This is a genomic window from Streptomyces sp. Act143 (genome assembly GCF_003143935.1).
Taxonomy (GTDB): domain Bacteria; phylum Actinomycetota; class Actinomycetes; order Streptomycetales; family Streptomycetaceae; genus Streptomyces.
Genome location: NZ_QFRX01000001.1, coordinates 8,514,496 through 8,529,099 on the forward strand (window position 1 = coordinate 8,514,496; position 14,604 = coordinate 8,529,099).

Annotated in this window: 10 protein-coding genes; 8 read left to right on the top strand and 2 right to left on the bottom strand. The window is 71.6% G+C overall.

The window, feature by feature from the left end:
- Window positions 1–257 precede the first annotated feature (257 nt).
- The gene (locus tag DI272_RS38915; protein ID WP_109499873.1) at window positions 258–1,859 is read left to right on the top strand and encodes an MFS transporter; all 1,602 of its coding nucleotides are present in this window, start codon (window positions 258–260) and stop codon (window positions 1,857–1,859) included.
- A 175-nt stretch (window positions 1,860–2,034) separates the two neighbouring features.
- Window positions 2,035–3,225 (top strand): acyl-CoA dehydrogenase family protein, encoded by a 1,191-nt coding sequence (locus DI272_RS38920; protein ID WP_109499874.1) that lies wholly within the window; start codon window positions 2,035–2,037, stop codon window positions 3,223–3,225.
- Between the two features lie 67 nt (window positions 3,226–3,292).
- Here the strand turns inward: DI272_RS38920 and DI272_RS38925 are convergent, their stop codons facing one another.
- Window positions 3,293–3,733 carry a cell division protein SepF gene (locus DI272_RS38925; protein WP_109499875.1) on the bottom strand — a complete coding sequence of 147 codons (441 nt, stop codon included), beginning with the start codon at window positions 3,731–3,733 and terminating at the stop codon, window positions 3,293–3,295.
- A gap of 299 nt (window positions 3,734–4,032) precedes the next feature.
- Between DI272_RS38925 and DI272_RS38930 the strand changes: the two genes are divergently transcribed.
- The 4 genes from DI272_RS38930 to DI272_RS38945 all read left to right on the top strand — a co-directional run bounded on the left by DI272_RS38930 (window position 4,033) and on the right by DI272_RS38945 (window position 8,795).
- Window positions 4,033–5,202, top strand: coding sequence for a DUF5685 family protein (locus DI272_RS38930; protein WP_109499876.1), 1,170 nt, complete (start codon window positions 4,033–4,035; stop codon window positions 5,200–5,202).
- Between the two features lie 348 nt (window positions 5,203–5,550).
- On the top strand, window positions 5,551–6,453 hold the full coding sequence (locus DI272_RS38935; protein WP_109499877.1) for a S1 family peptidase: 903 nt from the start codon (window positions 5,551–5,553) through the stop codon (window positions 6,451–6,453).
- Between the two features lie 144 nt (window positions 6,454–6,597).
- Window positions 6,598–7,479 (top strand): slipin family protein, encoded by an 882-nt coding sequence (locus tag DI272_RS38940; protein WP_109499878.1) that lies wholly within the window; start codon window positions 6,598–6,600, stop codon window positions 7,477–7,479.
- Between the two features lie 233 nt (window positions 7,480–7,712).
- Window positions 7,713–8,795, top strand: a complete 1,083-nt coding sequence (locus tag DI272_RS38945) for a S1 family peptidase (protein ID WP_109499879.1) — start codon at window positions 7,713–7,715, stop codon at window positions 8,793–8,795.
- A 192-nt stretch (window positions 8,796–8,987) separates the two neighbouring features.
- On the opposite strand, the gene DI272_RS38950 is transcribed toward DI272_RS38945, so the two are convergent.
- A complete protein-coding gene (locus tag DI272_RS38950; protein WP_109499880.1) occupies window positions 8,988–10,037 on the bottom strand; it encodes a DUF3533 domain-containing protein in 1,050 nt (349 codons plus the stop codon).
- 133 nt (window positions 10,038–10,170) lie between these two features.
- Here DI272_RS38950 and DI272_RS38955 point away from each other — a divergent pair, with 133 nt between their 5' ends.
- Entirely contained in the window at window positions 10,171–13,596 is a 3,426-nt protein-coding gene (locus tag DI272_RS38955; protein ID WP_109501272.1) for a DNA polymerase III subunit alpha, read from the top strand.
- Window positions 13,593–14,597, top strand: coding sequence for a hypothetical protein (locus DI272_RS38960; protein WP_109499881.1), 1,005 nt, complete (start codon window positions 13,593–13,595; stop codon window positions 14,595–14,597). The genes DI272_RS38955 and DI272_RS38960 overlap by 4 nt, the downstream gene beginning before the upstream one ends.
- Window positions 14,598–14,604: the final 7 nt, after the last annotated feature.

A 14,604-nucleotide genomic window follows, 5' to 3' on the forward strand; every position in this document is an offset into this window, starting at 1 on the left:
CCGGGTGAACCGCCGGCGCCGCAGGGGCGTGTCCGCAAGAGGACGACGGAGGGATGGAGCGTGGCGTACGCCACACGTGTTCTCGCCGGAGTGTGAGAGGTCCACCACTTGGCCGAGGCGTGAACTCGCGTACGCTGACGTGTCACTCGCCTTCGTTGCGCGGGCCGGAGATCACCGCTCTTCTCCGGCCGAGATCACGGGGAGTCCCCACCCCGCGGTGCCCGCCGAACGCGAGGGAACATCTGGGAGGTACGTACATGTCCGGGACGACCACGGCCGCCGCAGCGCTGCGCCGTCGGGCGGCCGGGGCCGGTGCCGACCGCTGGGTCGTCCTCGTCGTCCTCTGCGTGAGCCTGCTGCTGGTCGCGGTCGACGCGACCGTGCTGCACGTGGCGGTCCCCGCCGTCACCGAGGACCTCAAGCCCGGCGCGATAGAGCTGCTCTGGATCGTCGACGTCTACCCCCTCGTCTGCGCCTCGCTGCTGATCCTCTTCGGCACGCTCGGCGACAAGGTCGGACGCAGACGTGTCCTGCTCCTCGGGTACGCCCTTTTCGGCCTCGCCTCCGGCCTGGCCGCCCTCGCCGACAACGCCCAGGTGCTGATCGTGGCGCGGGCGCTGCTCGGGGTCGGCGGCGCGATGATCATGCCCGCGACGCTGTCGATCCTCCGCCAGGTCTTCCCCGACCGGCGGGAGCGGGCCCTCGCCATCGGCATCTGGAGCGCGGTCGCCGCGGTCGGCGCGGCGGTCGGCCCGCTCCTCGGCGGCTTCCTCCTGGAGCACTTCTGGTGGGGCTCGGTCTTCCTGGTCAACATCCCGCTGATGCTGGTCAGCCTGCCGGTCGGGCGGCTGCTGCTGCCCGAGTCGAAGGGCAGCGGCCAGGGCCCCTGGGACGTGGTCGGCGCGCTGATGGCCGCGGCCGGTCTGTTCGGGGTCGTGCTGGGCGTGAAGCGGCTCGGCGGCGGGGAGATCGACGGGATCACCGCGGTGCCGCTGGTGGTGGGCGCGGTACTGCTGGTTCTTTTCGTACGACGGCAAAGGCGCCGTACGCATCCGCTGGTGGACCTGCGGATGTTCGCGCGGCCCGCCTTCTCCACCTCCGTCGGCTGCATCGTGCTGGCGATGCTGGCGCTGGTGGGCCTTGAGCTGATCGCCGCGCAGTACCTCCAGCTGGTGCTGGGGCTGTCCCCGCTGGAGACCGGACTGCGGCTGCTGCCGCTGACCATCGCGGCGATGGCGTCGGGGCTGGCCGGGGCGCGGATGCTGCGGCGGTTCGGGCCGCGGCGGATGGTGTGCTTCGGGTTCTGCCTGACGGCCGGGGCGGTGCTGACGCTGCTCGCGATGGGCGGCGAGGACAACGCGTCGCTGCTGCTGGTCGGGTTCGTGCTGCTCGGGTTCGGGCTGGAGACGACGCTGTTCGGGGCGTACGAGTCGATGCTGAGCGAGGCTCCGCCGGAGCAGGCGGGGGGCGCGGCGGCGATCGGGGAGACGTCGTACCAGCTGGGCGCGGGCATCGGGATCGCGCTGCTGGGCAGCGTGATGAACGCGGCGTACACGCCTGGACTGTCGTCCGTGCAGGGAGTGCCGGCGTCGGCTTCTGCCGCGGCGGGGCATTCACTGGGGGAGGCCTACGAGGTCGCCGGGCGGTTGGGGGGACCGGCGGGGGACGTGCTGCGGCGCACCGCCCGGGACTGCTTCGTGCACGGGCTGCATGTGACGTTGCTGGTGAGTGCGGGGTTGTTGCTGCTGGGGGCGGTGATGGCGTTGCGGTTGCCGCGGGTCATGCAGTGCGAGGCGGTTCCGGCCGAGGTGGAGGTGCCTGCGCCGCGGGACGTGATGGAGTCCCGCGTCTCCGCGTGAATCTCCCACCCGCGCACCGTCCGTGACGGTCGGCTGGAGGGTGGGCGTTTCCTGTGGGGGTGCTTCGCCGTTGGCGGCTGCGGGTGCTTCCACTGGACGGGCGTCACACCGCCCCGTAACGTCTGGACCCAGTTCTGATTAGCGGTGCTAGTTTTCTGTGTCGGAGGGTGTTCCCATGTCCGCGTCCGCGAAGCTGCCCCCGTTCGACCCCGCCGATCCCCTCGGCATCGACGATCTGCTCGAACCCGAGGACCTCGCCGTGCGGGACACCGTGCGGGCCTGGGCCGCGGACCGGGTGCTGCCGTATGTCGCCGAGTGGTACGAGAGCGGGGAGCTGCCCGGAATCCGGGAGCTCGCCCGGGAACTCGGCGGTATCGGGGCGCTCGGGATGTCGCTCGACGGATACGGGTGCGCCGGGGCCAGTGCGGTGCAGTACGGGCTCGCCTGTCTGGAGCTGGAGGCCGCCGACTCGGGCATCCGGTCCCTCGTCTCGGTGCAGGGCTCCCTCGCCATGTACGCCATCCACCGCTTCGGGAGCGAGGAGCAGAAGCAGGCATGGCTGCCGCGGATGGCCGCCGGCGAGGTCATCGGCTGCTTCGGGCTGACCGAGCCCGACCACGGGTCCGACCCCGCGTCCATGCGGACGTACGCGAAGCGGGACGGCGCCGACTGGGTGCTCGACGGGCGCAAGATGTGGATCACCAACGGGTCCGTCGCCGGGGTCGCCGTCGTGTGGGCGCAGACCGAGGAGGGGGTGCGCGGGTTCGTCGTGCCGACCGACAGCCCCGGCTTCTCCGCCCCCGAGATCAAGCACAAGTGGTCGCTGCGGGCGTCCGTGACCAGCGAGCTCGTCCTCGACGACGTACGGCTGCCCGCGGACGCCGTGCTGCCGGACGTCGTCGGACTCAAGGGGCCGCTGAGCTGTCTGTCGCACGCCCGGTACGGGATCGTGTGGGGGGCGATGGGGGCGGCGCGCAGCTGTTTCGAGGCCGCCGTCGACTACGCGAAGACGCGGGAACAGTTCGGGCGGCCCATCGGCGGGTTCCAGCTGACCCAGGCCAAGCTGGCCGACATGGCGGTCGAACTGCACAAGGGGATTCTGCTCGCCCACCATCTGGGGCGGCGCATGGACGCCGGCCGCCTGCGTCCCGAGCAGGTCAGCTTCGGCAAGCTCAACAACGTGCGTGAGGCCATCGAGATCTGCCGGACCTCGCGGACCATCCTCGGTGCCAACGGGATCTCCCTCGAATACCCCGTCATGCGGCACGCGACGAATCTGGAGTCGGTGCTGACGTACGAGGGGACCGTCGAGATGCACCAACTGGTGCTGGGCAAGGCGCTCACCGGGCTCGACGCCTTCCGGTGAGGCGTCGTCGAACTGTGTGAGCCTTACGGACACCTGCGCGGGGGCAGGGCCGGTGAGCGGCCCTGCCTCAGCTCTGGTTGAAGAAACCGTCCGTGCGGTGCGCGGCCGGGTCGCCGTTCACGATCTCCGTGTGGGCGGGGGTCAGCAGGAACACGCGGGTCGAGACACGCTCGATCGAACCGCGCAGTCCGAAGATCAGGCCGGCCGCGAAGTCGACGACACGCTTGGCGTCGGCCGGCTCCATCGCCGTCAGGTTCATGATGACGGGAACCCCGTCCCGGAAGAGCTCGCCGATGGCGCGCGCGTCCCGGAAGCTGTCCGGGGTGACCGTCCCGATCCGGCGGCCCTTCTCCTCGGCCACGTCCGAGGCCACCTTGACCCGGGGGTCGGTGACCCAGGCATCCCCGGCCTCGGTCCCTTCGGAGTATCCGTCGTCGTCGTAGTAACGCTCGTCATCGTTGTCGTCAACGAGGCCCAGCCAGGCACTCGCCTTGCGCACCGATCCCATGGACGCCTCCTCTCACAGCGGTCTGTTTTGCTTTCCGCATCCCTATGGTCATCCATGATGCGGACGTCGCGCCAAGTGGATAGACGCCGCGCGGGGGGTTTGTGACGGTACTGGTGCACAGCGAATCCGTACAGAGCCCGGGTGCCCCAAGGGTCGTTTCCCATACGGCTGCTGACTGTGAGTGAAATATGATTCTTCGCGGCGTATGGGTGACGGGCGGAGCGTACGGGTGAACGGCGTGATCGGCGCGGTCGATACGATGCCGCCGCTGAACGTCACCAGCACCACGGGGGATCGCCATGTTCGGAATCGTCAGACCCTGCCGCCATCGGCTCGGTGAGCAACTCAAGACCCAATGGATGGCGCATTTGTGCGGGCTGTGTCTCGCACTGCGCAAGGACCACGGGCAGTTCGCGCGGATCGTCACCAATTACGACGGGCTGCTGATATCGGTTCTGACGGAGGCTCAGGCGCCGAGTGCCGCCGGGGGGAGGCGTACGGCGGGGCCCTGTCCGTTGCGCGGAATGCGCACCGCCTCCGTCGCCGACGGTGAGGGGGCGAGGCTCTCCGCCGCCGTCTCGCTGGTGCTCGCCTCGGCCAAGGTCCGGGACCATGTCGCCGACGGGGACGGGCTGCTGGCCCGCAAGCCGGTCGCGCTCGCGGCGCGCCGGGTCGCGTCGAGCTGGGGCGCGGCGGGGGCGCGCAGCGGGTCCGCGGTCGGGTTCGACACCGCCGTACTCGTCGACGCCGTCGACCGGCAGCTCGGCATCGAGGCGCTCGCCGGACCCGGGACGCCGATCCTGACCGTCACCGAACCGACCGAGACCGCGACGGCGGCCGCCTTCGCGCACACGGCCGTGCTGGCCGGGCGGCCGGGCAACGCCGCACCGCTCGCCGAGGCCGGGCGGCTCTTCGGGCGGCTGGCGCATCTGCTGGACGCCGTGGAGGACAGGGAAACTGACGCCGCGTCGGGTGCGTGGAACCCGCTGACGGCCACGGGGACCTCGCTGACGGAGGCGCGGCGGCTCGCCGACGACGCGGTGCACGGGATTCGGCTGGCGTTGCGGGAGGTGGAGTTCGGCGACGCCAAGCTGGCGCATGTGCTGCTCGTGCATGAGCTGCGGGGGTCCGTGGACCGTGCCTTCGGTTCGGCGTCGTGCGGACACGGGGGTGCGGCCACCCTGTCCTCGCCGTACGCCCCTTCCGGCCCCGGTGGCCCCGGCGTTCCGCCGCCCCCGGAGCCGCCCCGCCGGGACCGGCGCGGGCTGCTCGCGGGGTGTGCGGTGTGGCTGGGGCTCGCCTGCACCTGCCAGATGTGCTGCGGGGAGTTCGAGGACCCGTGGAGCCGGCAGCGCCGGGAAGGGCTGTGCAATCAGTGCGACGGGTGCGGCGACTGCGGTGACTGCTGCAGTTGCTGCGAGTGCTGCGGGAACTGCTGCGACGGCTGCGACTGCGGGTGCGACTGCTGAACCGCCGCAAACCGGCCGCCCGGTGCCGCGGCACCGCCGTGAGGGCGTTCCGTCCGGGGCGTCTACGCGGCCCGGCGGCTGGTCGCGCTGGTCCGTGAAGGGGTGCGGGGCGTAGGGCCCTGGCCCTCCGCCCCCGAGAAATGGCCAACTCTTGGTCGACACATGGGTGGTTCAAAGCTTGACGGCCGAAAGGCGCCCTTGCGCCGACCGGTCGTTCGGCCGAATACTCCCCCCAGCGCTTGTCAGGGGCACGGCGTGTTCGGAATCCGGACATGCGAGGTCCCTGGCTGCGCCTCACGGGCCCCGACCCCACGCGGGCCCCCGACTTCCCCTGGGAGGGAACGAAAAGTGAGGATCAAGCGCACCACCCCCCGCAGCGGTATCACGAGACGGACCCGGCTGATCGCCGTCTCCACCGGACTCGTGGCCGCCGCCGCGATCGCGATCCCCAACGCGAGCGCATCGGATGTGTCCACCTTCAGCACCACCCAGCTCAAGAGCGCCAGTAACTCGGTGCTCAAGGCCGACATCCCGGGCACCGCCTGGGCGGTCGACAGCAAGACCAACCGTGTCGTCGTCACCGTCGACAGCACCGTCTCCAAGGCCGAGATCGCCAAGCTCAAGCGGCAGGCGGGCGCCAACGCCGATGCGCTGACGATCAAGAAGACCCCGGGCAAGTTCCAGAAGCTCATCTCCGGCGGCGACGCCATCTATGCGAGTAGCTGGCGCTGCTCGCTGGGCTTCAACGTCCAGGACAACAGCGGGAACTACTACTTCCTGACCGCCGGTCACTGCACCGACGGCGCGGGTACCTGGTGGTCGAACTCGTCCCACTCGACCACGCTCGGCAGCACCGCCGGCTCCAGCTTCCCGACCAACGACTACGGCATCGTGCGCTACACGAACACGTCGGTCACCAAGTCGGGCTCCGTGGGCAGCCAGGACATCGCCAGTGCCGCCACGCCTTCCGTCGGCACCACGGTGTACCGCCGCGGCTCCACCACCGGCACGCACAGCGGCCGGGTCACCGCCCTCAACGCGACCGTCAACTACGGCGGCGGCGACATCGTCTACGGCATGATCCAGACCACGGTCTGCGCCGAGCCCGGCGACTCCGGCGGCCCGCTGTACGGCGGCACCGTCGCCTACGGTCTGACCTCCGGCGGCAGCGGCAACTGCACCTCCGGCGGGACGACGTTCTTCCAGCCGGTCACCGAGGCGCTGAGCGCGTACGGGGTCCACGTCTACTAGGCCTCGGCCGGTAGTCGCCCAGCGTTCACGAGCCCCCGTACGCGACTCGCGTGCGGGGGCTCCCCCTTGGTCGCGTGGCGGAGTTACCGTCGAACCACGGGAAGTACTCCCTGTGCACGTCCACGACGGACCCTGGGGGCCGTGATGGTCGAGGAGTTGGTGGCGGCGGGGGTGGCTCTCACGTCCGCCGGAGCGGTGTACGCGATGGCCGCGGCGCGGGTCGTCAAACAGTACGAACGGGGTGTGGTCTTCCGCCTCGGCAAGCTCCGCTCACAGGTGCGCGGCCCGGGATTCACCATGATCATCCCGGGCGTCGACAAGCTCCGTAAGGTCAACATGCAGATCGTGACGATGCCGGTGCCCGCGCAGGAGGGCATCACCCGGGACAACGTCACGGTACGGGTCGACGCCGTCGTCTACTTCAAGGTGACCTCGCCGGCCGAGGCGGTCGTGCGGGTCGAGGACTACCGGTTCGCCGTCTCGCAGATGGCGCAGACCTCGCTGCGGTCGATCATCGGCAAGAGCGAGCTGGACGACCTGCTCTCCAACCGCGAGAAGCTCAACCAGGGGCTGGAGTTGATGATCGACAGCCCGGCCGTGGAGTGGGGTGTCACCATCGACCGCGTCGAGATCAAGGACGTCTCCCTGCCCGAGACCATGAAGCGCTCCATGGCCCGGCAGGCCGAGGCCGACCGGGAGCGGCGGGCCCGGGTCATCAACGCCGATGCCGAACTCCAGGCGTCGAAGAAGCTCGCCGAGGCCGCCAAGGAGATGTCCGAGCAGCCCGCTGCGCTGCAACTGCGGCTGCTGCAGACGGTCGTGGCGGTCGCCGCCGAGAAGAACTCCACGCTCGTGCTGCCCTTCCCGGTGGAGCTGCTGCGGTTCCTGGAGAAGGCCCAGCAGGGCGTCGCGGCGGCCCCGCCGGCGTCGGTCGGTCCGGCGGCGCAACCGGTGCAGGAGCAACGCCCGTCCCCGCAGCCCCGCTTGGACCCGGACCCGGAGGGGTCGATTTCAAGACAGGACTAGACCTCGCAGGCTGACGGGCAGTTACTCGCTCGTAGTGTTTGCGGTGCGAATTCGCCTGGTCTGACTGTTTGCGGTCAAGTTCGCGGGGGCGTGCAACCGCGTTCTACGCGCGTCCGGAAGTCAACCTTGTGCACTCCCTGCGGGGTTCGGAAGAGTAGGCGCTCGTCAACCAGCCTTCCGGCCCGCGAGGTCCCCACAACCGACCGGGCCGACCCCCCACAGGAGGACGCGAGTTGAAGCACCGACGCATACCCAGGCGGCGGGCCGCCGTGGCAGGTGCGGGAATCGCCGCACTGGTCGCCGCGGGAGTCACCTTCCAGACTGCGAACGCCAGCGAGCCCGCGAACGACCCCACGCCGAAGGTTCTCTCGGCTCTCGCGGCCGGAAACCTCGCCTCGACGCTCGACAAGGAACTCGGCGGCGACGCGGCGGGAACGTACTACGACGCGAAGAGCAAGGCCCTCGTCGTCAACGTCCTCGACGAGGCCGCGGCCTCGGTCGTCGAGGAGGCCGGCGCCCGGGCCCGGGTCGTGGAGAACTCCCTCGCCGAGCTCAGAAGCGCCCGTGCGACCCTCAAGGACGACGCGACCATCCCGGGCACGTCCTGGGCGACCGACCCGGCCACCAACAAGGTGGTCGTCACCGCCGACCGCACGGTCTCCGACGCCGAGTGGGCCAAGCTCACGAAGGTCGTCGACGGGCTCGGCGGAACGGCGGAACTCCAGCGGACGAAGGGTGAGTTCAAGCCCTTCATCGCCGGTGGCGACGCCATCACCGGCGGCAGCGGGCGGTGCTCGCTCGGCTTCAACGTGAGCAAGGGCGGCGAGCCGTACTTCCTCACCGCCGGGCACTGCACCGAGGCGATCTCGACCTGGTCGGACTCGAGCGGCACCCAGATCGGCACCAACGAGGTGTCCAGCTTCCCGGACAACGACTACGGGCTGGTCAAGTACACCGCGGACGTCGACCACCCGAGCGAGGTGGACCTCTACAACGGGTCCGCGCAGGCGATCACGGGCGCGGCTTCGGCGACCGTCGGGATGAAGGTCACGCGCAGCGGGTCCACGACCCAGGTGCACGACGGGACCGTCACCGGGCTGGACGCCACCGTGAACTACGGCAACGGTGACATCGTCAACGGGCTGATCCAGACCGACGTCTGCGCGGAGCCGGGGGACAGCGGTGGGTCGCTGTTCTCGGGGAGCAACGCGATCGGGCTGACGTCGGGGGGCAGTGGTGACTGCACCTCCGGTGGGGAGACGTTCTTCCAGCCGGTGACGGAGGCTCTGTCGGCCACCGGTACGTCCATCGGCTGACGGCTCGTTGTGGTGCGGGTGGTTCTTGGTCTCCCACCCGCATCATCCGCACCACCCGTGCGACTTTCGTCGTCGAGTGCGGGCGGCCCCTGTGCGGGTCGCCCGCCGTCGGCGGCTGCGGGGCCCCGCGACTGCGGGGCCCCGCGACTGCGGGGCCCCGCGACTGCGGGGCTCCGCAGCCGACCGCGGGGCTTACGGTGTCCGTGTCGGCAGGGCTTCGCCCTCGCGTCGTGCGCGCAGTACCGACGCTCCCAGCGTGATCGCGATCCCGGCCGCCGCCCATGCCGACAGCACCAGCAGGGCGGCGGTCGTGTCGTTGCCCTTGAAGTACGCGATCGAGCGGGCCACCCAGGTGCCCGCGCCCGGCGGCAGCGCCGGGCCGATCGCCTTCCAGAACGGCGGCAGCATCGGCAGCGGGAAGGCACCGCCCGCGCTCGGATTGCCCGCGATCACCACGAGCAGGATCGCCAGGCCGATGCCGACGATCCCGAAGACGCCCTGGAGGGCCAGGGTCGCCGCCCCCACCGCGAAGGTGACCAGCGCGCCCAGCCCCCAGAAGGCCATCACGCTGCCGGGCAGCGCGTCCAGGATCGGGCCCACGATCACCGCGCCGCCGAGCCCGCCGGCGATCGACACCAGCGCCATCACGACCAGCCGGATCAGCGCGCGGCGCGGGTTGGCGGGCCGGGCGCCGGTGCTGATCGCCAGGATCGAGGCGCACAGATAGCCGCCGACGCACCAGCCGACGACGACGTAGAACGACGACAGTCCGTCGAAGTCGGTGGCGGAGGCCGGAGCCACGTCCACCGTGCGGATGCCCCGCTGCTGGGAGGCCTCCAGGGCGGTGAGGTACTTCTCCAGGGTGGTGGCGAGGACGGTGCCGCCGCCGCTCGCGACCAGGAGCGTGTCCTTCGCCCCGGTCACGTTGACGATCAGCGCCCCGTCGATGTCCCGGTTCATGATCTGCTCGCGGGCCGTCGCCTCGTCGGCCACCGTGCGCGGGTCCAGGGGTGAGCCGGGCAGCTGCTCCAGCCGGGTCACCGCCTGCTGGGCGGCGGCCCGCGGTGCCACCACCCCGAAGGGCACGTCTTTCGGCTTCGGATTGTGCAGCGCCCCCACGTAGGAGGCGATGAACAGCAGCTGGAGGGCGAGCACGCCGAGGACGAGCACGGTGGCCCGCGGGGTGACCGCGTCCTTCACTTCGGCGAGGAAGCCGCCGGTCTGGGTGCCGTTCTGTGTCATGTCCCCACAGTCCGAGGCGGCGGACGTTTTCGCAGGTGGGAGGCGGCCGAACGGTTATCGCACAGACGTTCGGGATAGGAGGTATGGTGGGGGTGAGGCTGTTGGGAACTGATGTTCGAAAATGGAGGCGCGGGTGCCCGGGTTCACGCATCTGCACACCGTCTCCGGGTTCTCCCTGCGGTACGGGGCTTCCCACCCGGAGCGCCTTGCCGAGCGTGCCGCCGAGCGGGGCATGGACGCCCTCGCCCTCACCGACCGCGACACCCTCGCGGGCACGGTCCGCTTCGCCAAGGCCTGCGCCAAGGCGGGGGTGCGGCCGCTGTTCGGCGCCGAGCTGGCCGTCGAGGAGTACGAGCCGGTACGGCAGGAGCGGCGCCGTGCCCCCGTCCGCGGCGGTGCCTTCATCGACGAGTCGACCCCCCGCGTCACCTTCCTCGCCCGGGACGGTGCCCGCGGCTGGGCCGACCTGTGCCGGCTGGTCACGGCGGTGCACGCGGGGGAGGGCGGGGTGCCGCTGCTGCCCTGGGCCGAGAGCCGCGGCGACGGCCTGACCGTCCTGCTCGGCCCCGACTCCGACGTCGGCCGCGCCCTCGCCGCCGGCCGCCCCGACCGGGCGGCCCGGCTCCTCGCCCCCTGGCGGGAGCGGTACGGCGACGCGCTGCGCCTGGAGGCCGTCTGGCACGGCCGCAAGGGCACCGGCCCCGGCTCCCTGCGCCTCGCCGCCCGCACCGTGGGCTTCGCCGCCGAGCAGCGCGTACGTCCCGTGCTCGGCAACGCCGTCCGGTACGCCGACCCCGGCCAGGGCCCGGTCGCCGACGTCCTGGACGCCGCCCGCCGGCTCGTCCCCGTCGGCGCCGCCAAGGAGCTGGACTCCGGCGAGGCCTGGCTCAAGGACGCGCCCGCCATGCTGGCGGCGGCCGAGCGGATCGTGGAGGCCGCGGGCTTCCGGCGCGACACCGCCCACCGGCTCCTGGAGCAGACGCAGGCGACGGCCGCCGAGTGCCTGGTCGACCCCGAGGACGACCTCGGCATCGGTACCGTCCACTTCCCCGAGCCGCACCTCGTGGGCGCGGGCCGCCGCACCGCCCAGCGGACGCTCGCCTCCCGGGCGGCGGCCGGGATGGTGCGGATGGGGTACGCCGGCCGGTACGCCTACTGGGAGCGGATGCATCAGGAGCTGGACATCATCGCCCACCACGGCTTCGCCTCCTACTTCCTGACGGTCGCTCAAGTGGTGGACGACGTGCGGGGAATGGGCATCCGGGTGGCCGCGCGCGGCTCCGGCGCGGGGTCGCTGGTGAACCACCTCCTCGGCATCGCCCACGCCGACCCGGTCGAGCACGGGCTGCTGATGGAGCGGTTCCTGTCCAAGCGGCGGCTGGTGCTGCCCGACATCGACATCGACGTGGAGTCCGCGCGCCGGCTGGAGGTCTACCGCGCGATCATCGGCCGGTTCGGCACCGAGCGGGTCGCGACGGTCGCGATGCCGGAGACGTACCGGGTGCGGCACGCGGTCCGGGACGTGGGGGCGGCCCTGTCCATGGACCCCGCCGACATCGACCGCATCGCCAAGTCCTTCCCGCACATCCGGGCCCGTGACGCCCGCGCCGCGCTGGAGGAACTGCCCGAACTGCGGTCGCTGGCGAAGGAGTTTCAGCGGGAAGGGGCGGAGCACGGGCGGCTGTGGGAGCTGGTCGAGTCCCTCGACGCCCTGCCGCGCGGTGTCGCCATGCACCCGTGCGGGGTGCTCCTGTCCGACGCCTCCCTGCTCGCCCGTACGCCGGTCATGCCGACCAGCGGCGAGGGCTTCCCCATGTCGCAGTTCGACAAGGACGACGTCGAGGACCTCGGGCTGCTCAAGCTCGACGTGCTGGGCGTGCGGATGCAGTCGGCGATGGCGCACGCCGTCGCGGAGGTGGCGCGGGCGACGGGAGAGGCGGTCGACATCGACGCGATCGCCCCCGGTGACCCGGCGACGTACCAGCTCATCCGGTCCGCCGAGACATTGGGCTGCTTCCAGATCGAGTCGCCGGGGCAGCGGGACCTGGTCGGGCGGCTCCAGCCGGCCACCTTCCACGACCTCGTCGTCGACATCTCGCTGTTCCGGCCGGGTCCGGTCGCCGCCGACATGGTGCGGCCGTTCATCGAGGCACGGCACGGGCGGGCGCCCGTCAGGTACCCGCACCCCGATCTGGAAGGGCCGCTGAAGGGGACGTACGGGGTCGTCGTCTTCCATGAGCAGATCATCGACATCGTCGACATCATGACCGGCTGCGGACGCGGCGAGGCCGACCGGGTGCGGCGCGGGCTGTCCGACCCGGAGTCGCAGGGGCGGATCAGGTTCTGGTTCGCACAGCACGCGGCGGCCCGGGGCTATGACGCGGAAACGATTCAGCGGACCTGGGGGATCATCGAGGCCTTCGGGTCGTACGGCTTCTGCAAGGCGCACGCGGTCGCCTTCGCCGTCCCCACCTACCAGTCGGCGTGGCTGAAGGCGCACCACCCGGCCGCCTTCTACGCCGGACTGCTCACGCACGACCCCGGGATGTATCCGAAGCGGCTGCTGCTGGCGGACGCGCGGCGGCGCGGGGTGCCGATCCTGCCGTTGGACGTGAACAAGTCGGCGGTCGCACACCGTATCGAACTGGTGTCTGATTCGGGGGTGTGGGGTCTCCGGCTCGCCCTTTCCGACGTGCACGGCATCAGCGAGGCCGAGGCCGCGCGGATCGCGGACGGACAGCCGTACGCCTCGCTGCTCGACTTCTGGGAGCGGGCCCGGCCCAGCAGGCCGCTGGCCCAACGGCTTGCTCAAGTGGGCGCGTTGGACGCCTTCGGTGCCAACCGTCGTGATCTGCAACTGCACTTGACCGAGCTGCACCGGGGTGCGCGGGGCGGTGGCGGCGGTCAACTGCCGCTGTCCGGCGGGCGGAGGACCGCCTCCGCCGGGCTGCCCGACCTCTCCTCCGCCGAGAAGCTCAGCGCCGAGCTGGGAGTGCTGTCCATGGACGCCTCGCGCAACCTCATGGACGACCACCGGGAGTTCCTGGCGGAGCTGGGGGTGGTCGGCGCACGCCGGCTGCGGGAGGCGCGGCACGGGGAGACGGTCCTCGTCGCCGGCGCCAAGGCGGCCACCCAGACGCCGCCGATCCGGTCCGGCAAGCGGGTCATCTTCAGCACCCTGGACGACGGCACCGGCCTGGTCGACCTCGCCTTCTTCGACGACTCCCACGACGCCTGCGCCCACACCGTCTTCCACTCCTGGCTGCTGCTGGTGCGCGGGACGGTGCAGCGGCGCGGCCCGCGCAGCCTCAGTGTGGTGGGCGCCGCCGCCTGGAACCTCGCCGAACTGGTCGAACTGCGGGCCGAGCAGGGCCTCGACGCGGTGGCGGCACGGCTGGCGGAGCCGGTGCCGCAAGCCGCCGGGGATTCGACCGGCGGCCGACGCATCCAGATGCCGACGGGATACGAACTGCATCCGTGGGCCGATCTGCGACCTGCGGGTCAAGAGACTTCACAGCCAAGGAAGTTGTGGCACCAGAGTCCGGGGAGTGCGGGATGACCATCCTCTGCGTACGTTTCCAGCTGCCGCCGGCGCACGAGGCGGCCCTGCCGGGCCTGCTCGGGCTGCTGGAGGACTTCACCCCCGTGGTCGAGGCGCTGCCACCGGACGGGGCGCTGGCCGATCTGCGGGGCGCCGAGCGGTACTTCGGACGCGACGCCGTCGAACTGGCCTCGGTGATCCGGGTCCGCACCCTCGCCCACCACGGCGTCGACTGCATGATCGGCGCCGGACCGGGACCGATGCTGGCCCGTATGGCGCTGCGCGACGCCCGCCCCGGGGTGACCCGTGTGGTGACCGAGGCGGAGGGGGCGGACTTCCTCGCCGGGAAGCCGGTCGTCGCGCTCCCCGGCGTCGGCGCGGCCACCGCCCGCACCCTGTGCGAGTACGGCCTCGACACCCTCGGCCGGGTCGCCGCCGCACCCCTGTCCACACTCCAGCGCCTGGTCGGCGCGAAGGCGGGCCGCGAACTGCACGAGAAGGCGAACGGCGTCGACCGCGGCCGGGTCGTGCCCAATGGCGTCTCCCGCTCCCTGGCCACCGAACGCCCCTTCAGCCGGGACGAGTTGGACCCCGACCGGCACCGCCGCGCCCTGCTCTCCGCGGCCGGCGAACTGGGCGCCCGGCTGCGCGCCCTGGACAAGGTCTGCGGCGCCCTCACCCTCACCGTGCGCTACGCCGACCTCCCCCGCTCTCGAACAGGCTCGAGCGGGGGGACCCCCATCTCGACGACCCGCACCCGCACCCTGAAGGAACCGACCGCCCACTCGGCGGCGTTGACCAGGACCGCCTACGAGATGTACGAGGCGCTCGGCCTCCAGCGCGCCCGGGTCCGCGCGATGTCGCTGCGCGCCGAGGGCCTCGGCCCCGCCGAACAGGCCTCCCACCAGCTCACCTTCGACCCCACCGACGACAAGCTCCGCCGCATCGAGGAGGTCGCGGACCGCGTGCGAGCCAAGTTCGGACCGCGCGCGGTGATGCCGGGGACGCTGGCGGCGTGACGCCCCC